The 19512-nt window shown below is 43.7% G+C and carries 19 protein-coding genes; 3 read left to right on the top strand and 16 right to left on the bottom strand.

The window, feature by feature from the left end; translation table 11 throughout:
- The 3 genes from ABT997_RS02285 to rplK all read right to left on the bottom strand — a co-directional run.
- Nucleotides 1-2809: accessory Sec-dependent serine-rich glycoprotein adhesin (locus ABT997_RS02285; RefSeq protein ID WP_350018627.1), on the bottom strand; the 2809-nt coding region annotated here is incomplete at its 3' end.
- Nucleotides 2810-2965: 156 nt separating this feature from the next.
- Nucleotides 2966-3655, bottom strand: coding sequence for a 50S ribosomal protein L1 (gene rplA, locus ABT997_RS02290; protein ID WP_006595851.1), 690 nt, complete (start codon nt 3653-3655; stop codon nt 2966-2968).
- A gap of 97 nt (nt 3656-3752) precedes the next feature.
- Nucleotides 3753-4178, bottom strand: coding sequence for a 50S ribosomal protein L11 (gene rplK, locus ABT997_RS02295; RefSeq protein WP_006595850.1), 426 nt, complete (start codon nt 4176-4178; stop codon nt 3753-3755).
- A gap of 160 nt (nt 4179-4338) precedes the next feature.
- Here rplK and ABT997_RS02300 point away from each other — a divergent pair, with 160 nt between their 5' ends.
- Nucleotides 4339-4683, top strand: a complete 345-nt coding sequence (locus tag ABT997_RS02300; protein ID WP_048789572.1) for a DUF3397 family protein — start codon at nt 4339-4341, stop codon at nt 4681-4683.
- A gap of 61 nt (nt 4684-4744) precedes the next feature.
- Here ABT997_RS02300 and ABT997_RS02305 read toward each other — a convergent pair whose 3' ends face one another.
- The 5 genes from ABT997_RS02305 to ABT997_RS02325 form a co-directional block, all read right to left on the bottom strand.
- Complete coding sequence (locus tag ABT997_RS02305; RefSeq protein ID WP_350018628.1) at nt 4745-7090, bottom strand: HAD-IC family P-type ATPase; 2346 nt, start codon at nt 7088-7090, stop codon at nt 4745-4747.
- A gap of 84 nt (nt 7091-7174) precedes the next feature.
- Nucleotides 7175-7561: an SMU1112c/YaeR family gloxylase I-like metalloprotein gene (gene gloA2 / locus ABT997_RS02310; RefSeq protein WP_350018629.1), complete on the bottom strand. Its 387-nt coding sequence runs from the start codon at nt 7559-7561 to the stop codon at nt 7175-7177.
- Nucleotides 7562-7662: 101 nt separating this feature from the next.
- A complete protein-coding gene (locus ABT997_RS02315; RefSeq protein WP_350018630.1) occupies nt 7663-10017 on the bottom strand; it encodes a DNA translocase FtsK in 2355 nt (784 codons plus the stop codon).
- A 102-nt stretch (nt 10018-10119) separates the two neighbouring features.
- Nucleotides 10120-10614 carry a hypothetical protein gene (locus ABT997_RS02320; protein WP_433916222.1) on the bottom strand — a complete coding sequence of 165 codons (495 nt, stop codon included), beginning with the start codon at nt 10612-10614 and terminating at the stop codon, nt 10120-10122.
- Between the two features lie 140 nt (nt 10615-10754).
- Nucleotides 10755-11519 (bottom strand): hypothetical protein, encoded by a 765-nt coding sequence (locus tag ABT997_RS02325; protein ID WP_350018631.1) that lies wholly within the window; start codon nt 11517-11519, stop codon nt 10755-10757.
- A gap of 193 nt (nt 11520-11712) precedes the next feature.
- On the opposite strand from ABT997_RS02325, the gene ABT997_RS02330 reads away from it, so the two are divergent.
- Complete coding sequence (locus tag ABT997_RS02330; RefSeq protein ID WP_350018632.1) at nt 11713-12537, top strand: peptidylprolyl isomerase; 825 nt, start codon at nt 11713-11715, stop codon at nt 12535-12537.
- Between the two features lie 33 nt (nt 12538-12570).
- Here ABT997_RS02330 and ABT997_RS02335 read toward each other — a convergent pair whose 3' ends face one another.
- The 8 genes from ABT997_RS02335 to tmk form a co-directional block, all read right to left on the bottom strand.
- The gene (locus ABT997_RS02335; RefSeq protein WP_120701720.1) at nt 12571-14112 is read right to left on the bottom strand and encodes an ABC-F family ATP-binding cassette domain-containing protein; all 1542 of its coding nucleotides are present in this window, start codon (nt 14110-14112) and stop codon (nt 12571-12573) included.
- 84 nt (nt 14113-14196) lie between these two features.
- Nucleotides 14197-14550 (bottom strand): arsenate reductase family protein, encoded by a 354-nt coding sequence (locus tag ABT997_RS02340; protein ID WP_048689675.1) that lies wholly within the window; start codon nt 14548-14550, stop codon nt 14197-14199.
- A gap of 9 nt (nt 14551-14559) precedes the next feature.
- The gene (locus ABT997_RS02345; protein ID WP_350018633.1) at nt 14560-15048 is read right to left on the bottom strand and encodes a methylated-DNA--[protein]-cysteine S-methyltransferase; all 489 of its coding nucleotides are present in this window, start codon (nt 15046-15048) and stop codon (nt 14560-14562) included.
- Nucleotides 15041-15613 (bottom strand): GNAT family N-acetyltransferase, encoded by a 573-nt coding sequence (locus tag ABT997_RS02350; protein WP_350018634.1) that lies wholly within the window; start codon nt 15611-15613, stop codon nt 15041-15043. Before ABT997_RS02350 ends, ABT997_RS02345 begins: the two co-directional genes overlap by 8 nt.
- Nucleotides 15603-16487, bottom strand: a complete 885-nt coding sequence (rsmI, locus tag ABT997_RS02355) for a 16S rRNA (cytidine(1402)-2'-O)-methyltransferase (RefSeq protein ID WP_350018635.1) — start codon at nt 16485-16487, stop codon at nt 15603-15605. Before rsmI ends, ABT997_RS02350 begins: the two co-directional genes overlap by 11 nt.
- Nucleotides 16488-16489: 2 nt before the next feature.
- Nucleotides 16490-16810, bottom strand: a complete 321-nt coding sequence (gene yabA / locus ABT997_RS02360; protein ID WP_023024026.1) for a DNA replication initiation control protein YabA — start codon at nt 16808-16810, stop codon at nt 16490-16492.
- 4 nt (nt 16811-16814) lie between these two features.
- Nucleotides 16815-17714, bottom strand: a complete 900-nt coding sequence (locus ABT997_RS02365; RefSeq protein WP_350018636.1) for a DNA polymerase III subunit delta' — start codon at nt 17712-17714, stop codon at nt 16815-16817.
- Nucleotides 17711-18349, bottom strand: coding sequence for a dTMP kinase (gene tmk / locus ABT997_RS02370; protein ID WP_350018637.1), 639 nt, complete (start codon nt 18347-18349; stop codon nt 17711-17713). The genes ABT997_RS02365 and tmk overlap by 4 nt, the downstream gene beginning before the upstream one ends.
- A 172-nt stretch (nt 18350-18521) precedes the next feature.
- Between tmk and ABT997_RS02375 the strand changes: the two genes are divergently transcribed.
- Nucleotides 18522-19409: a YitT family protein gene (locus ABT997_RS02375; RefSeq protein WP_350018638.1), complete on the top strand. Its 888-nt coding sequence runs from the start codon at nt 18522-18524 to the stop codon at nt 19407-19409.
- Nucleotides 19410-19512 lie beyond the last annotated feature (103 nt).

Raw genomic sequence — 19512 nt, forward strand, 5'->3', positions numbered from 1 at the left:
CGTCTTCATCCGTCACATCTGACTTGATGGTCTTGCCTTCTGTATCTACATAGTGAACATAAACGTTACCCTTAGGTTCTTCTTTCAGTTTGTATACGTAGGTGACATTCTTATCACCTTCGATCACCTTACCGGTTGTTGGGTCGGTTGACTTGAGGTGACCTTGGTCATCCACTTCACCAACTGTGTAGTTACCCGCTGGGACCAATTCATAGGTCTTGCCTTCGAATGCAATCTCTTGTGGGCGGTTGTCTACCACTGTATCGTAGTCTTTGTCCACTGGTTGAGCGTCTTCATCCGTCACGTCTGACTTGATGGTCTTGCCTTCTGTATCTACATAGTGTACATAGACGTTACCCTTAGGTTCTTCTTTCAATTTGTAGATGTAGGTAACGTTCTTATCTTCTTTAGCAACTTCTCCAGTTGTAGGATCAGAAGACTTGAGGTGTCCTTGGTCATCCACTTCACCTACTGTGTAAGTACCTGCCGGTACCAATTCATAGGTCTTGCCTTGGAATTCAATTTCTTGTGGGCGGTTATCCACGACTGTGTCATAGTGTTTGTTAACTGGCTGTTGATCTTCGTCAGTTACAGAATTCTTAAGGGTTGTTCCTTCAGTATCTTTATAGTGAACGAAGACATTTCCTTTAACATCAGACTTGACAAAGTAATAATTTACATCCGTCGATGGTTTAATCGCAGTTGGAATTGAGTAGTTGTTAGAGAATGATGCGTACCCCTTCAAATTAGAGTATACTTTTCCGTTTGGAGCTGTAGGGTCATCCGCTACAGATCCGTCTGCTTGAATCACTGGAACTTTACCAGCAATGACATTGTAACTGTTGTTACCCGCACCCGCAGGTGTCAATGATGTGCTTGGGGCATCTTTGAATGGACGTGGATAAGTGTGTAGAGTTCCATCCATTTGTTTATAAGTATCTGTCTCAGTAGCAGACGACCAACCAGTGATAATGAGTGATTTACTTCCAGCAGTTTCGTTGACTTCAAGATAGTAGTCACCATTTTTACTGTTTACTTTTGTAACTTTAGTCTCATCAGCCTTCCACTCTTCACCAGCCTTATTAACTTTACTTGTGTAGATGAGTGTGTACTTAGATACATCTTCAGTACCAATATCTGATGTAGCAAAATTGTTCACTTGAGATGGATCAAGGGCGTAGAATTTCGTTACAGTTGAGCCATCAGTATCAACGATTTCAGAAATACGTTTCACGTAGTAGTGATTTGCTCCACCTTGAAGTTCGACAAGTTTTTGACCGACAACACCCTTACCAAGGATACCAGATGTTTTTTGAGTGGTATCAGTTGTTGCTGCTACTTGTTTGTAACCAGCAAGATCACGATTTCCTGAGGCTGTGAATTGTTGCCCTGCAAGACCTGTTTGCGTATAGCTTGCAAGAACTGTTTCATTTCCAGTTGGTTTGTATGGTTGACCTTCTGTGTATTTGCTACTGTCAACGACTTTATAGTAAGTTGTTTGATCAGCTTTCGCATAAGGAACAGAAGTTTGAACGTTTGGTTTATCTTCATTTTCGTTACCTGGGTAGTTGGTATCACGAATTTGAAGTGTTTCATACTCAAGGTTCGCGTTGACCAATGAGAAGGTTACGTTACCTGGATCAGTTCCGTTAGCACCTGTGTAAGTCAAAGTATTGGTTACATCAGAGTTATTGTTTGTGATGTAGCTTGGAAGAGAGATATTGCTTTCACCAGCATGAATAGTACGAGTGTAAGCTTCTGTACCATCAGATTTCTTCACGATACGCAAGTAAACATCTGGGTTAGCTGAAAGGCTACCAGTGATGGCAGAACGATCTACTGCAAGAGTAGCATAATAATCAAAGTTTGTTTTAGCTCCAGTAGCGTGGTTCGTTTTAAGGAATTGCCATACACCAAAGGTATAACGATCTGCGTTTGGATCCAAAGCGTAACCAGATTTATTGAAAGCTGCATCTTCAATCGTTGCACCGTTCGCATTTGAGATTACTGGATTAGTATCGACGCTACCAGTAGTGCTTGTTGAGATTGGAGCCAACTGTGCAGCTACTGCTGGAGCACCATTAACAGTTGTATTTCCATTGAAACCTGCATCCTTCAAGGTTGCCATCATATCATCTACTGACTTGTTCAAGCGTTCTCGTTGTTCAGCGTATGATTGGGGTTTTACTTCAGAATTGCTCGAAGCTTCTTTTGTTGGCAATTCAGCTTGAACTTTTGCAACAGCCTCTTTGATAGCAGCTTTCTGCTCTTCATTTTGATGAGTAGAAGCATATTTTTCTGCTATCTGGTTCAATAAGGCGGCCTCAGAAGCATTTTGTTCCAAGATTGCTTTATCATCCGATGCTACAGCACTTTCGACCACTTGGGATGAACTTGCTGCTTGAGCTTTTGTTTCTGTAGCAGTTTCATTTTGAGGGACTGAGACTTCTTTCGAACCTTCTTCAGTCAATGGAGCTGCTTCAGGTGAAAGGGATGGAGCACTCACTGCTGTAGAGGAAGAAACTACTTCGTTTCCTACTTCATCCGCAAACGTAGTAGATGCAACTGTAGTAGCACTTAGAACTGCTGCTGCCACTAAGATCCCTTTTAAGAGGTGACGGCTCTTAGCAGAAACAGCGTCTTCACGAACCTCAGCAACAACAGTCTCTTCGACTTGACCTCGGATCACTTTGAGCAAACCAAAGTTTGAAGTGGCCGCACGCAACCAGTTCTTACCTGACTTGATCAACTTGAAACGAGTCACTCGATCAGTTTCACGGAATTCTCCGTTTGAACGTTTAAAAATCATTTGATTCTCCTTAATTTTTATTTTCACCTATATTATACCTTTTTTCTGTACTTATGCAAGCGTTTTAATGTTCATCAAATTTATCATCAGGGAGAACGATTTTGAAAGCATTCAAAGAAATAAAAAAAGCTACCCGAAGGTAGCTTTGATTTCTAATTAAAGTGAGTTAACATCCACTTTGATACCAGGACCTTGAGTTGTAGTCAAAGTCAAGCTAGTTACGTAAGTACCTTTAGCTGTAGCTGGTTTTGCTTTTTGGATAACATCGTTGAAAGCTTTGAAGTTTTCAACCAATTTGTCAGCGTCAAATGACACTTTACCGATGATTGCTTGTACGATACCTGCACGGTCAGCACGGTAAGTGATTTTACCACCTTTAGACTCTTCAACTGCTTTAGCAACATCCATTGTTACAGTACCAGTTTTAGGGTTTGGCATCAAGTTACGTGGTCCAAGGACACGTCCAAGACGTCCAACAAGAGCCATCATGTCAGGTGTAGCGATAACAACGTCGAAGTCCAACCAACCATCGTTGATTTTCGCAACAAGGTCATCTTCACCTACGAAGTCTGCACCAGCAGCTTTTGCTTCTTCAGCTTTTGCACCACGTGCAAATACAAGAACGCGAGCTGTTTTACCAGTTCCGTTTGGCAATACCATTGCACCACGGATTTGTTGGTCAGCTTTTTTCACGTCGATGTTCAAGTTGTAAGCAACTTCTACAGTTGCGTCAAATTTTGCAAAGTTAGTTTCTTTTGCAAGAGCTACAGCTTCTTCTACGCTGTATGCTTTTGTGCTGTCGATTTTTTCAAGTGCAGCACGAAGTTGTTTGCTTTTTTTAGCCATTTTATCTTTCTCCTTGTAATGTGGTCATATCGATTTTCATCTCCCACGTCACTCGTCTCATGATCAAGTGTATTGCGGGCAAATAGGATTGTTACAATTAGTCAGTAACAGTGAATCCCATAGAACGAGCAGTACCTTCGATCATACGCATTGCAGACTCAATGTTTGCAGCGTTCAAATCTGGCATCTTAGTTTCAGCAATTTCTTGTACTTGCGCACGAGTAACTGTTGCAACTTTCGTTTTGTTAGGTGTACCTGATCCTTTTTCAACACCTGCAGCTTTTTTCAAAAGAACAGCAGCTGGTGGTGTTTTTGTAACGAAATCAAATGATTTATCTTCATAAACAGTGATCACAACTGGGATAATCATTCCAGCTTGGTCAGCTGTACGAGCGTTAAACTCTTTAGTGAATCCCATGATGTTGATACCTGCTTGACCAAGTGCTGGTCCAACCGGTGGAGCTGGAGTAGCTTTACCAGCAGGGATTTGCAATTTTACAAGTTTTTCGACTTTTTTAGCCATTTCTTAAATCCTCCTTTGTGGTTTTGGCGGTAATTACAGATTTTTACCTCCCACAAGTATGCTCTGCGCATACCTTTCTATTATACACTATTTTCTTCCGAATGCAAGAAAAAATTTCATTTCCATCACACTTTTTTTACTTTTGTGATAAAATGGAGGTATGTTAATAAAAGTTGCTTCCCTTGTATTTATTTTTTTGACCCTGATTCTCAGTGGGATTATTATTCGAGTCTTTAAACTGCGTCGATATGGTTGGAATTTTGCCGATCTGGCTTTTCCTCTGTTCGCGCTTGAATACTATTTAATTTCAGATGCGGCTTACTATCATAATTTGTTGCCGCAACTGTTATTGGCCTTGTCCCTCTTAGCTATCGGCTTGACTATCTATTTCTTGAAAAAGAAACGTAGCTTTTACTATCCGAAATTTTTCAAGTACTTTTGGCGCGCAGGCTTTCTCATTACCTTCTTCCTTTACCTCATTATGACGATTAGCCTCTTTATCTGATTTTAATAATAAAATAACGGTATTAACTAGATCCAAGATGATTTAGCTAATACCGTTTTTTTTATTTGTTTCTGGACTTATGCAGATGGGTCACCAAGGTATAGACAAGACGATTCATCACCCATAAGACTCCTTCCATGACTAGTCCTAGGACAAGGGTCAAGATCCAGCCAGTCAGATGAAGGTGGCTGAGATTAAAAATGGAAGAAAATACAAAGACCGACAGACAAAATCCTGTTACATTAAGAAGGATGATGCTCAATTTTACATGATTGAAGGGAAGGCTGAGTTGGTATACTTTTGTAAAGCCAATCAAAGCCAGCAGGTAAATCGAGATGGTCGAAATATCTCCCTGACTTAATCCAAGGAAAGGACCCAGAACCACAAGAAAAAGTACCGATATGAGATTGGTCAAGGCAGCTGGAAGAGCTTGCTCTATCACGGTTTCAATAAAGTCTCCTTCTATCCGGGCACGATTCTTCTCCAAGGCCAGTAAGAAACCGGGGATTCCGATGGTAAATCCACTGATCAAGGACATCTGAGAAGCCTGGATAGGATAAGTGAAAGCAAAGAGAATGGCCAAAATAGCCAATAATATTGAAAAGATATTCTTGACCAAAAAGAGACTCGCCGAACGCTGAATATTGTTGACCACTCGGCGGCCTTCATCTACAATCGAAGGCATGTGGGAGAAGTCTGAATCTAAAAGCACAACCTGAGCTACCTTTTTGGTCGCATCATGCCCCGTATTCATGGCAATACTACAATCAGCTTTTTTCATAGCGAGGATATCATTGACCCCATCTCCTGTCATTCCGACCTTATGACCATCTGCCTGCAAGCTCTCTACGAGGATTTGTTTTTGCTCTGGACTAACCCGTCCAAACACTGTGTAGGTCCGTGCTGCATCTACTACCTCCTCATACGTCTTAAGCTGACTGGCGTCTACCACTTGATCTGCATCAGGAATACCTGCTTTTTGAGCAACGGCAGCAACTGTCACAGGATGATCCCCTGAAATAACCTTGATGGTCACCCCTTGTTTTTGGAAATAAGCAAAGGTTTCAGGAGCAGTCGATCGTACAGGATTCTCCAAGACCAAAGCTAGGAGGGGAAGGACTGGAGCTTCTAATACTTCCGTCAATTGCTCCCCCTGGTAATGCCCCAAAATAAGGACACGCGCCCCTCGTTCAATCTCTCGCTGCCAGACTTCTTGGTAAGCATCGAGATCATCTCGAAGCAAAACATCCGGTGCCCCTAGTAGGTAAATGCCTTCTTGGAACTGAAGGCCCCCAAATTTCTTCTTGGATGAAAAAGGAAGACGGTCTTGAACGGTCCAACCTTCACTTATTTGGACTGAGTGATACTGCCGAATGGCCGTGATGGTAGCATTCTGATCCTCACTGGCCTGGAGATAGTGACTTAATATTTTTTTGCCTTCTTTTTCATCTAGTGCCAAGGGGAGGAGCTCACTCACCTGCATCCTGTGTTCGGTAATGGTTCCCGTCTTGTCTAGACAAAGGACGTCGATACGGGATAGGGTTTCAATCCCCTTCATACTATTGAGTAGGACCTTTTGAAGGGCTAAACGGGTTGCTCCAAGCACCAAGGCTAGGGTCATTAAGAGGTAGAGCCCTTCTGGGATCATCCCAATGATGGCACCAACCATAGAGGTAATGCTAACTTTGAGGGAGTCTTGATTTCCTAGATAGCTCTGCAAGAACAAGAGCAAGCCAATCGGGATGAGAATCATTCCGATCATTCGGACGAGACCATCCACAGCATGAACCATTTCGGATTCTTCGTGTCCTTTGACTTTCTTGGCGGAGAGACTCAGCTGATTAATATACGACGCATCTCCTACTTGTTCCAAGACGGCAACTGCTTGACCTGAGATGACAAAACTTCCTGACATGAGTTTCTGATTCTTACCTTTAGGGATTTCATCTGCTTCACCTGTTAATTGAGACTCATCGACCATAATCGAGCCATCCAGAACCTTGGCATCTGCATAGATCTGATCCCCTGCTTGGAACAAGACGACATCCCCCTCTACCACCTGGTCGACAGGAAGATCCAGCCGTTCTCCTTCACGAATCACTCGAGCTTTCTCCACTTGAAGAAGGCGCATCTTATTCAAAATCCGCCGAGACCGCAATTCTTGAACAATCCCAATCAAGGAGTTAACGACCACAATGGGAACAAATAACATATTGTTCCAAGACCGTACTAGTATCAATAAGATAGCTAGAATACCAAAAACCAGGTTAAAATAGGTAAAGACATTTGAATAAATAATCTCTCTGGTCGACTTTTCAGCCGTGATGGTTACTCGATTTTGTTTGCCTTTTCTAATTCTGCTTTGGACTTGCTCATTCGTTAGCCCGCTATATCGCTTCTCTTCCATATTTTCTTCTTTCTTTTTTCTGTATCTAGTTTAGCAAAAAGAATGTCTTCTGGCTTGAGACTAGAGACCGAAGATTGTGTAGACCTATTCGTGAAGTTCAAGAGGCAAGCAATCTGGATCAAAGAAGAAAGCCATTTTGCGCCCATCAAAATCATCCACCCGTAGTTCTGTATGAGGGATTCCTAATTGGTCAAACTCTGCTAGACAGGCTTGAACATCTTCCACTTTAAAAGCCAGATGACGGAGACCGGTATGCTCTGGATGAGGGAGAAAGGGTCTTTTTGGGGCATCTGGTTTGATAAATATTTCCAAGGTCAGATTTCCCTTTCGAATATTAAAGAGAATATCCTGCTTTTCTGGTCGATGGTGTTCGTCTAAAGGTTCAAAGCCTAACTTGTCTACATAAAATTCTCTGGTTTTATCATAATCGTGGCCAATAATGGCAATGTGGTGAATGGTATCGAGATGCATCTGCTGTCCTTTTCTTTTTTATCGTAAACAAAACCTGCCCCTTGTACAGGCAGGTTTTTGCTATTGTCAAATGTCTCATTCCTTCTTCATCTAAAGAAAGATTAATTGGTCTGTAAGACCTTTCTTGGCTTGGTTCCTTCAGCTGGTCCGATGACACCCGCTGCTTCCAAGTCTTCCATGAGGCGAGTGGCCCGGTTAAAACCAACCGATAAGCGACGCTGAATCATCGAAGCACTGGCTTTTTGAGTTTCAATCACGAGCGCCTTTGCCTCTTCAAAGAGAGGATCGCCTTCGTCTGAGCCACCCATACCTCCATCAAAGTCTGACTCAGATACTTCACCTGGATCGAAGGCATCATCATAATCCGCTTCAGCTTGCTCTTTGACGAAGTTGACAATCCGCTCCACATCGTCATCTGAGATAAAGGATCCCTGTAGACGGATCGGATGATTTTCATCAATCGGTTTAAAGAGCATGTCTCCACGACCAAGCAATTTCTCCGCTCCATTTTCATCCAAGATGGTCCGTGAGTCGGTCCCAGATGATACCGCAAAAGCGACACGGGAAGGCACATTGGCCTTGATCAAACCTGAAATAACATCAACCGATGGCCGTTGAGTCGCAAGGATCATGTGGATCCCCGCTGCACGCGCCTTCTGTCCGAGGCGAATAATAGCATCTTCCACTTCTTTGCTTGCCACCATCATCAAGTCTGCTAACTCATCCACAATGACCACAATCAAAGGAAGGGGCACTTGCTTCATCTCAGACTGGGCATTGTACTCAGCCACTTTGGCATTAAAGCCAGCAATATTGCGAGCGCCTACTTTCGAGAAGAGCTCGTAGCGATTTTCCATCTCATCGACAACCTTTTGCAGGGCACGACTGGCCTTGCGTGGGTTGGTCACAACTGGGATCAAGAGATGAGGAATATCATTGTAGACAGAAAGCTCCACCATCTTTGGATCGACCATCATAAATTTGACTTCGTCCGGACGGGCCTTCATCAAGATACTCGAAATGATCCCATTGACCGCTACTGACTTACCAGATCCGGTAGACCCCGCTACCAAGAGGTGGGGCATCCGGGCCAAATCAAAGGTCCGAGCTGAACCATCTACGGCCTTCCCAAGAGGAATCTCAAGGAGTTTAGCTGGGTCTGTTTTGGACTGCTCCCACAATTCACGGAAGGAGACCGTCGCAATCTCTGAGTTGGGCACTTCAATCCCGACCAGAGACTTCCCTGGAATCGGCGCTTCAATCCGCACATCCTTGGCAGCTAGAGCTAAGGCCAAATCATCTGCTAGGTTGGAGATGCGGTTGACCCGCACACCCACAGCTGGCTTGACTTCATACTTGGTAACAGAAGGACCGATTTCCGCCCGCTCCACTGTCGCCTTGATGTTAAAACTTGCAAAGGTCTCTTCCAAAATGCGGATGTTCTGGCGAACGATGTTTTTCTCTTTGGATTGATTTTTCGGCTTGTCAGGTGCGAAGAGATCAATCGTTGGAAGTTTGTATTGAAGGAGTTCCTTAGGCGTGAAGTCTACAGTGACTTCTTCATCCATATCCTCCTCTTCTGCGACTTCCTCCATCTCTTCTGGGTAGTCGTCCGACCATTCTTCCGAATAGCCTTCCTCTTCATTTGGTAGATAAATTTGAGGATAGGCCTCCTCTGCGGGCGCTTCTGCTTCGATCACAGGTTCCATGACCTCACCTGTCTCAAGATCTACAGGATAACCTTCTGTACTCATGGGACTAGCTTCTGCAAGTTGATCGATACGGGCAGCCTCCTCTGCTTCTGCTTGAAGGGCCTTCTTCTCTTCACGCTCGACAAAGCGCTCTTGGCGACGAATTTCTCGTTTTTCCATAAAGGAGTGAAAAGCTGCGACAGCCTGCTCATACAAATCATAAACCGAATAAGAACTCATCAAGAGAAGTCCTAATACGATCAAGAGTCCTCCAATGAAATAAGTCCCGATGTTCGAGAGCAAGAAGGCAATCGGCGTATATAAGATCGCTCCTAGTAATCCTCCTCCTGCAAAAGAAGAGACGCGAAGGTGCACGAGGTCCCCTAAGATACGTGAGAAGGTTGGCCCGAAAGAAGAGCCTTCAAGTTTCAAGAGGGAGACAAAGTAAGCTTGATAGATTAGTAGCAAGCCGGCAAAAAGACTTAAAAAGCCAGACAAGGTCCCCTCATGCTTCTCAATCCATTTGAAAAAGAAGAGGTAGACAATAACAGCCGTCATCGCTACGTAAGCCAGACTACCCACCAAGAGACGGATAAGGTTGTAGGTCACTAAGCCTAAGGCTCCTAATCGTAAAAAGGCGAAAATGAAGACGAGAGTTAAGACAATCGTCATAATCATTCGGCGAATTGCTTTTTTTCTTTCTATTTCTGCTTTAGACAGTCGTCTTGTCGACCGTGTTTTTTTTGATTGATTATTGTTTGCCATAACCTTAATTATACCACATTTCTAGACTAGTTCTCTAGTAAAATCCTTTTCTCTCATCTGCGAAAGCAACAACAAAAAACAGCACCTCACAGGTACTGTTACTTATAGATTTTTCTTTGGGTGGCGGTCGTTGATGGCTTGATGCTCTTTCAACGCTTGTTTTCCTTTTTCCGTCAACTGATAGCCCCGAACTGTGAACTCTTGTGCCAACTCTTCTTCGGTAAAGTGATTCGCCAAAGCCTGGTTCAAATCGGCTGATTTCATTTTGGACAAGCCCGCGACTCCCTTCTTTTTGAGAATGGCTTTTTTCATGGTCGCATTGATATGGTCCAGCGAATCAAAAGCGGATTCGATAACAGCATACCCCTTATCTACCAAAGCCTTCAAATGTTCCGGCGCATGAATCCCATAAGTGTATTCGAAGTACTTAGGAAACCAAGTCTCCGTCGTAAATGTTCCAAAATGGATCCGCCACAAGAGAATAATATCCCCTGCAAGCAAGCCATCTTGAAGCAACTCCATGTTTCGTTTAGAAACAGGCTTTGGATCCAACAACCAAGCTTCCAAGTCTCTCTCAGGCGAAATATAAGGTTTCACCTCTAAGGTTTCACCTCGTGGTCTGCATAAAATTTTTCTAGTATATCTGAAATAGTTGTCATCTATTTCTCCATTTTAATCCTATCTTTTTTTAATTATTTATACCTTCATTTGGAAAAATCCTGTTTTGATTGGAGGATTTACAGATAATTCCCCTCATCCTTCAAGTATTGTTGCGCCTTTCGAACGATATAGAGCGACTCATCTTCTGAGACTAATTTGCGAAAGAGCTCTTCCGCTCTAGGCTTATCACCTTTAAGAGTAGCATTCAAGGCTTGGTAGTAGATAATTTCCAACTGTTGGTACTTGAAATCATTGCTTAAATCTTCGAAATAGTCATTGCTTTGGTGGGCAACGGTTAAATCATAAAGAGCGAGACAGACCTTTTTAGTTTTCTCAGCTAGTGTGGTGTCTGTAATAGTCAATTCATTTAATCGAGCCTCCAGCTCTTCCTTAGACAAATCAGGATCTGTCAGGACAATTGATCGCATGAGATAACTCTCAAAAAAGTTCTTATATTTCTGCGGTAGTTCCTTCTTACTGAGTGCTTCCCTAGCTTCTTTTATGACAGTATCGAAATCTCCCATCATAAAAGAATAGGCAACCGATGTCAGCTTCATATCGATCTGTAAAATGGGCTTTTTCACATTCTTGTTCAACTGAAGGTATTGCTGCCAAAAAGCTAAATCTAAGTCTACATGGAGCAAGGTGTTGCACTTGTTGGTATAGCTCTTCTTAAGCAAGTGGAGAAATAAAAACAAGCCTGCAAGGACCAATAAGAGGCCACCCGTCTGAAGAAGGGTATCTCTGACCACGAACCCAATGCAAATAATCAGAAGCATTGCCAACAAGCCAGCAGATCTAATATAGAGTCTATAGTTTTTACGTAGAGTTTTATAATCCATCTTGTAGCCTCCTATCCATGATTTGTTTTATTTTAGGAATTCGTTCATTTTTCAACAAAACGACTTACCTCCCATCATACCTTATTTTTCATAGGCCCGCAAGCTGAATATCGCCTCATCCAAAGGATAGATTTGAATCAAATGGAAAATTAAGGTACAATAGAGGGTAGACTAATGTGTTGAAAGGATTAATATGAAAAAATTAATTGCCCTACTTGTATTTTCCGGTTTAGCTTTGGCAGGATGTGGCTCTAATCAATCAGATACAAAGACATCTTCTAGCTCGGCTTCAGAAACTAAGCAATCAACTACTTCTAGCGTAGATGCTAGTGAACAAAAGAAATTAGATCAGCTTCGTAAGGATATCCAAGATGCGATGACCAATGAAAATGCGGTCTTTCCTCAGCTCTCCAACGAAGTTGCTGAAGATGAAGCTGTCGTGAAAATCACGACCAACAAAGGGGACATTACCGTTAAGCTCTTTCCGAAATACGCACCTTTAGCCGTTGAGAATTTCTTAACCCACGCTAAGGATGGCTATTATAATGGCCTCCTCTTCCACCGCGTGATTAATAACTTTATGATCCAAACAGGAGATCCTAAAGGAGATGGTACAGGTGGTGAGTCCATTTGGAAAGGAAAAGATAGCTCTAAAGATTCAGGAGCAGGCTTTGAAAATGAATACTCTCCTTACCTCTACAATCTTCGTGGTGCTTTAGCCATGGCCAATTCCGGTCCAAATACAAATGGTAGCCAATTCTATATTAACCAAAATAAAGAAGACTGGTCCAGCAAGCTTCCAACTGAGCGCTTCCCTGCTAAAATCATCGAAGCCTATAAGAATGGTGGAAACCCTACCCTTGATGGTGGGAACTACACTGTCTTTGGACAAGTCATCGACGGCATGGATGTAGTCGACAAAATTGCCGAAGTTGAAACGGACGACAAAGACAAACCAAAAGAAGATGTCAAAATTGAAAAAATGGAAATCGTAAAAGACTACGTTTTCAAGAAATAAGTAAAAGAGAACCTCGCGGTTCTCTTTTTGTGTTTACGTCAATTCATTAAAGTCCCAGATTTGGTCCATCCAGCCTTCATAGAAATCTGGCTCGTGGCAAACCATGAGGATCGATCCCTTGTATTCTTTAAGGGCCCGTTTCAATTCTTCTTTGGCATCCACATCCAAGTGGTTAGTCGGCTCGTCTAGTACCAAGACATTGTTTTCACGGTTCATCAAGAGACAGAAGCGTACCTTGGCTTGCTCCCCACCGGATAACACCTGAATTTGACTCTCAATATGTTTGGTGGTCAAACCACAACGGGCAAGGGCGGCACGGACTTCCGCTTGGTTGAGAGCCGGAAAGGCATTCCAGACTGCTTCTAGTGGTGTCTGACGATTGCCACCTTCTACCTCTTGTTCAAAGTAGCCAAGCTCTAGGTAGTCTCCACGCTCGACTTCACCAGCGATTGGTGGGATGATTCCCAGCAAGCTCTTCAAAAGAGTGGTTTTCCCGATCCCGTTGGCCCCGATGATGGCCACCTTTTGATTGCGTTCAAAGGTTAGATTCAAAGGTTTGGTTAAAGGACGATCATACCCGATTTGAAGGTCCTTGGCTTGGAAAATGAAGCGTCCAGGAGTTCGGGCATTTTTAAATTCAAAGGATGGTTTTGGTTTCTCACTTTGCAACTCAATGAGTTCCATCTTGTCAAGCTTCTTCTGACGAGACATGGCCATATTCCGTGTAGCCACACGCGCCTTATTCCGCGCTACGAAATCTTTCAAATCAGCAATCTCTTTTTGCTGGCGCTCATAAGCCGCTTCCAATTGCGATTTCTTCATTTCATAGACTTCAAGGAATTGGTAGTAGTCTCCTGAATAGCGGGTCAACTGTTGATTTTCCACATGGTAGACGATGTTGATTACATCATTCAAGAAAGGAATATCGTGGGAAATGAGGACAAAGGCATTTTCATAGTTCTGCAAGTAGCGTTTGAGCCAATCGATGTGCTCCGCATCCAAGTAGTTGGTTGGCTCGTCCAAGAGAAGGATATCTGGTTTTTCAAGGAGCAATTTAGCCAAAAGGACCTTGGTCCGCTGCCCACCTGAAAGGGCCGTCACATCTGTCTCCATGCCAAAGTCCATGACCCCAAGAGCACGCGCCACTTCATCTATCTTAGCATCCAAGGTATAGAAATCCCGACTCTCTAACCGATCCTGGAGCTCTCCAACTTCTTCCATGAGAGCATCCATATCCGCTCCATCTTCAGCCATTTCCATATAGAGGTCATTGATGCGAGCCTCTGCTTTAAAGAGCTCGTCGAAAGCTGTCCGCAAGACATCGCGCACCGTTTGCCCTTCTTTTAGGACAGCATGCTGGTCAAGATAGCCAGCGGTCACATACTTAGACCACTCGACCTTCCCTTCGTCGGGTTGCATCTTGCCCGTCACGATGCTCATGAAGGTGGATTTCCCTTCACCATTGGCCCCTACCAATCCGATATGCTCTCCCTTTAACAAGCGGAAGGACACATCCTCAAAAATAGCCCGGTCTCCAAAGCCGTGGCTTAAATTTTTCACCTCTAAAATACTCATGATTGACTCTCTTTCATTGATTTCACTCGTATGATTATATCATCTTCAAGACAGAATTAAAAGGGAGTCCAACTCCCTTTTCTCTTACAAACCTAAGTCCGCATATGGCTTCCGGTATCCCACTTGAACAACTTTTCCATCCTTCACTAAGAGAGGGCGCTTGATCAGCATGCCATCGCTAGCTAAAAGGTCTGCCGCTTCTTCTACCGAAAGCTGATCCACCTTGTCTTTCAAGCCCAATTCCCGATACTTCATCCCACTAGTGTTAAAGAAGGATTTGATTGGTAGGGAAGACTCCTTGATCCAGGTTTGTAGTTGCTCACTGGTCGGTGTGTCTACCACGATGTCTTGGCTATCAAACTCGCAACCTAAGCTCGTTAACTCCGATTTCGCCTTGCGGCAGGTTGAACATTTTGGGTATTCAATAAATGATAACATCTTTTCTCCTTATTCTTTCCAAGATATGGCCTCATGTTGCAACAACCAACGTTTGCGATCTAGTCCAGCAGCATAGCCTGTCAACTTTTTCTCCGTCCCCAGCACTCGGTGACAAGGGATGAGGAGGAGCAAGGGATTCCGACCTACTGCTTGACCGATGGCTTGAGCCGATCTGCAAGACAAGGCCCGGGCGATCTCTCCATAAGTCCGACTTTCCCCATAGGGAATCTGAGCTAGGTAGGTCCAGACTCTTTGTTGAAAGTCTGTCCCTTGAGGAGATAGGGGAAAGGGCATGGAAGGATTTTCCCCTATAAAGTATCGATCCAGCCATTCAAAGACAGCTCCATGAAGTGGCTGACAAGCTTCTTCGATATGCTCAAGCCCCTGCTCACAATTGGCTTGGTCACAAAACCAGATCCCTACTAGGCTTTCCTCATCCACCACAATAGATAGAGGTCCCAAGGGACTCTGATAGAGTTGCCGATAGAACCTAGTCATTTTGAGATTGTTCTGCACGGTAGTCCCATCGATCGTCTTCGCTAATCACTTGGAAGAGGCTGGTTTCTGCCTTCCGTTTAATCTTCTGATAAGCGAGACGAACTCCATCAATTGGTACCTTCCCACAGTAATGGAAGCCTAACTTCTCTAAAAGGTGTTGCATGACCTTGTTGTCAGGATGGGTATCACAGCGAAAATCCGGGCCTTTCTCTCCTTCGATCAAGCCTTGAAGTAAGGTTTGGGCTACGCCTTGTCCAGCAGCTTCTTTGGCAACAGCGATCCGGTGAAAACTGATATAGAGATAGTTATCATGTTCCCATTTTCCGTCATAAATGTCATTATAAGCTGCTTCATTTCCCTTGTAGAGAGCGGCATAAGCTACGACTTCTTGATTCTCTACAGCTACATAACCACGGCTTTCTAGGATATCCTCAAAAATGGTTTCTTGATCCGGATAACCATCCTGCCATTGGTCCACTCCAGCTGCAGCTAAGCTATCTTTGCCATCTTGAATGATTTCCATAATCCGATTGATTTCATTGGGATAGGCCATTCTAATTTCCATCAGACTCTCCTTTTTCCTCCTCATGGTGGTAACGGGCATAGAGATCACTCTTTTGCAGCCCGAATTGTTTGGCAACCTGTTTGATTGCCTGGTTCTTTTTCATGCCAGACTGGACCAGAAGATCAATCTCTTGGATCAGATCCACTTCTTCTAGATCTGGCTCCTGCTCACTGGCTCCCTCCACGATCAGGAGGCACTCTCCTTTAAGGGGATTTCCCTCTAGATAGTCCACTAACTCTGTGATGGTCCCTCGCGTGTACTCTTCATAGATTTTGGTCAGTTCTCGAACCAGGACAACCGGACGGTCTCCATAGACTGCCAGCATATTTTCAAGGGTCGCTCGTACCCGGTGTGGGGACTCATAAAAGATCTGGGTCTCAGGATAGGCTAGCTTTTCCTGGAAAAAGGCCTTTTGCTGCCCTTCCTTGCGTGGAAGAAAGCCATAAAAGATATGGGGCTGGGGTGCCAGGCCACTGGCAATTAGGCCGGTAATGCCGGCACTCGGACCAGGAACTGCCACAACAGGGATCTCTCGCTCAATCGCTGCCTTGACCAGGTCGTGACCTGGATCCGAAATACTAGGCAGTCCTGCATCCGATACCTGGGCCAGGTCCTTTCCAGACTCTAAATGAGCTAGCAAATCAGGAATTTTCTCCATGGCATTGTGCTCATGGAAGCTAGTTTGTGGTGTCGCAATCTCAAAATGCTTGAGCAAGAGTCCTGTATTGCGTGTATCTTCTGCTGCTATCAGATCCACCTCTTTTAGAGTTTGGATCATGCGGTAGCTCATGTCATCCCGATTGCCAATTGGGGTTGGCACTAAAAATAGAGTCCCTGTCGATTTATCCCCTTTAAAACTTCGTTGAATCTGCATGTTTACTCCCTAAATAACAATTCATCACAGAAAATACACTCTTCATCATTTTCACGACGTTGACCATAGGAGTCTGTACAAACATGAAATCCATCATTGTAAATTCTTTGTAAATTTTCACGACCATTGCGATGGAATTTAGGGGAGCTGGTTTTCTCCACTTCTCCTAAGCGCTCTCTTAATTTATCATTTTCAAGACGCAGAGCTGTATTTTCCTCGACAATGAGTTTGAGATTTTTCTTAATGGCTTCAACTTCTGCTAATGTAACCAGCAATTCCTGGGAGAAGCCATCCAAAGCATCAAATAATTCTTTTTTATTCATCTCTTTACCTTCTATTTTTCAACTGTAGGACCATATACTCGAGAGCATTTTGAAAACTCACATTCCGTTCCCACATCTGTTTGGCCAAGACCAATTTTTCTAGATACTCTCTTCCTAAGGACTGACCGATGGAGCGTGCAAAGAGCAATTCCAACAAGCGAAAGGCTTGAGCCTGCTTTTCTTTATCATCCGTCTCTTGAACCAAGCGAGAGACCAGTAAGTAGATATGCGGATCTGCTTTTAGACAAGCTGCAACGAAACGCTCACACTCCCTCGCCAGATCGAAAAAGGAGGTATTCTGAGCGAGAATTTGAGCCTCTTGGAAACCTTGACTAAAGTTGGCTAACAGATCTGCTTGTTGAAGCAAGAGACCTTCCTGAAGGAGATACTCTTTTAGGAAATCTTGGTTTTTTGGAAAATGGACCTGCTGCGCCCGACTTTTTATGGTCGGGAGAACCAGCTGCTCATCTGCTGTCAGCAGAAAAATATGAACTTCACTCTGAGGTTCTTCAATCACCTTGAGGAGGGAATTGGCCGCATTGACATGCATCCGGTCTGCATCGCAGATGATAAAGACTTGCTTGAATCCTTCGTAGCCTGACTGAGAAAAATGCTGGATCAAATCCCGGATCCGATCCGTTTTGATGATTTGATTGACCGGTCGGACAACCGTTACATCTGAGAATTCATCCTCTTCAATCAAGCGACAAGCCCGACAAGTCCCACAGGGCCAAACACCCTTCTTATCCGTACAAAAGAGACTTTGGGACAAGAGCTGGGCCATCTCAAAACTTCCAAAATCTCCTGTAAAGAGATAGGCGTGGCTCAAGCGGTCTTGTTCTAAAATAGCTTGGAAGCGATCGACTAACTGAGGTTGAAGTTTTTGCACTTGTTCTAACTTCATTCACTGATCTCCAAGACTTCTTTCAATAATAGCCAAGTATCCTCGACCACCTGGTCAAAAGGTTGACTGGCATCAATTTTCACCACACGTTGTGGTTCTTTTTCGAGGATAGCCAGATAGCCTTGACGGACTTTCTGATGGAGACTGAGTCCTTCTAGATCCAAGCGATTGACTTCACGGCTAGCACTCTTAGCAATTCTCGCCAACCCTTCTTCTACATCAATGTCAAAGTAGAAGGTCCGATTGGGTTTCAGACCATCAGTCGCAAATTGGTTCAACCATTCAATATCTGCTACTGCTAATCCACGCCCAAAGCCTTGGTATGCTACCGAACTGTCGATAAAACGATCCATGATAACTAGCTTCCCTGATTTCAAAGCTGGAAGGACACGTTCTGCCAAGTGTTGGCGACGACTGGCGATATAAAGAAGCAATTCTGTCTTGGGATCCATTTCCGTATGGGATGGATCTAGAATGACCTCGCGTATTTTTTCTGCTATTTCGACGCCCCCTGGCTCCCGCGTGGTAATATAGGCAATCCCTGCCTTTTCCAAGCGTGGTAGCAAGGCTTCTAAAACGGAGGATTTCCCTGCACCTTCTGGGCCTTCAATTGAAATTAATGTTCCCTGTTTCATTCTCTTATCTTAACTTTCTATACTCATTTCTCTAGCATGCATCACTTCTTTTTATTTTACCAAAAATAGGGGTAAAAATCCTGTCCGAATTCGTGAAAATTGATGAAAATTATTTCCTATTTTTCATTTTTTTTGGTAAAATGTATGGTGAAAAATGAATAGGAGAACGAGCATGTTTAAGGCAAAAAATATTCTGACCATTATTTTGGGGGCTGGCATTTTTTCTTTTGGAATCTTCTTTTTAGTCATTCCATTTCACTTTTATGAGGGAGGAGCTACAGGGATTACCCTGATTACCTACTACCTCTTTAAAATTCCCGTTTCGGTCATGAACTTGGCCATCAATATTCCCCTCTTTTTCCTAGCCTGGAAATTACTGGGGCTCCGATCCCTCTATCTCAGTTTGATTGGAACTTTTTCGGTCTCTATTTGGATGGCCATCTTCGAGCTGATCCCTGGAAGTCATCATCTTCAAACTGCAGTCTTTACGGCTCTTGACGGAGATATCCTTCTGGCCTGTATCGGATCAGGGGTTATCCTTGGAACTGGACTGGGGATTATCTTCAACGCTGGAGGAACAACAGGTGGAACCGATATTGTCGCACGTATCTTTAACAAGTACACGACGCTTTCCATGGGACGCCTCATGTTGATTGTGGATGCCATCGTCTTGACAACTGTTTTGATCGTTTTTAAGGACTTCCGAATTGCAGCCTACACCCTCCTCTTTATCCTGATTGACACCGTCGTCATTGATATCGTCGGTGAAGGAGGTTTTGCAGGAAAAGGATTCCTCGTGGTTACATCTAAACCAGATGAAATTGCCAAACAAATCACGACTGATTTGGGCCGAGGGGTCACCTTCGTAAACGGCATGGGCTATTATAGCCAACAAGAAATGAAGATTGTCTACTGCGTAGTCTCTCGGAACGAAATGAAACAGATGAAAGATATCATCAATAAGATCGATCCATTCGCCTTCATTACCATTACAGAAGCCCATGAAATCCTAGGAGAAGGATTTACCTTGGATACCAACAAACAGCCCATTGCTCGCTAAAACAAAGAGCCTGAGAATATCTCAGGCTCTCAGAACGTAGACAAACGTCATTTTTGGCGTTTGTCTTTTTGTTGTATTTTTAAAATTATTTGCTTTATCATCT

The organism is Streptococcus australis (assembly GCF_040226615.1).
In the GTDB taxonomy this organism is placed as follows: Bacteria; Bacillota; Bacilli; order Lactobacillales; family Streptococcaceae; genus Streptococcus; species Streptococcus australis_E.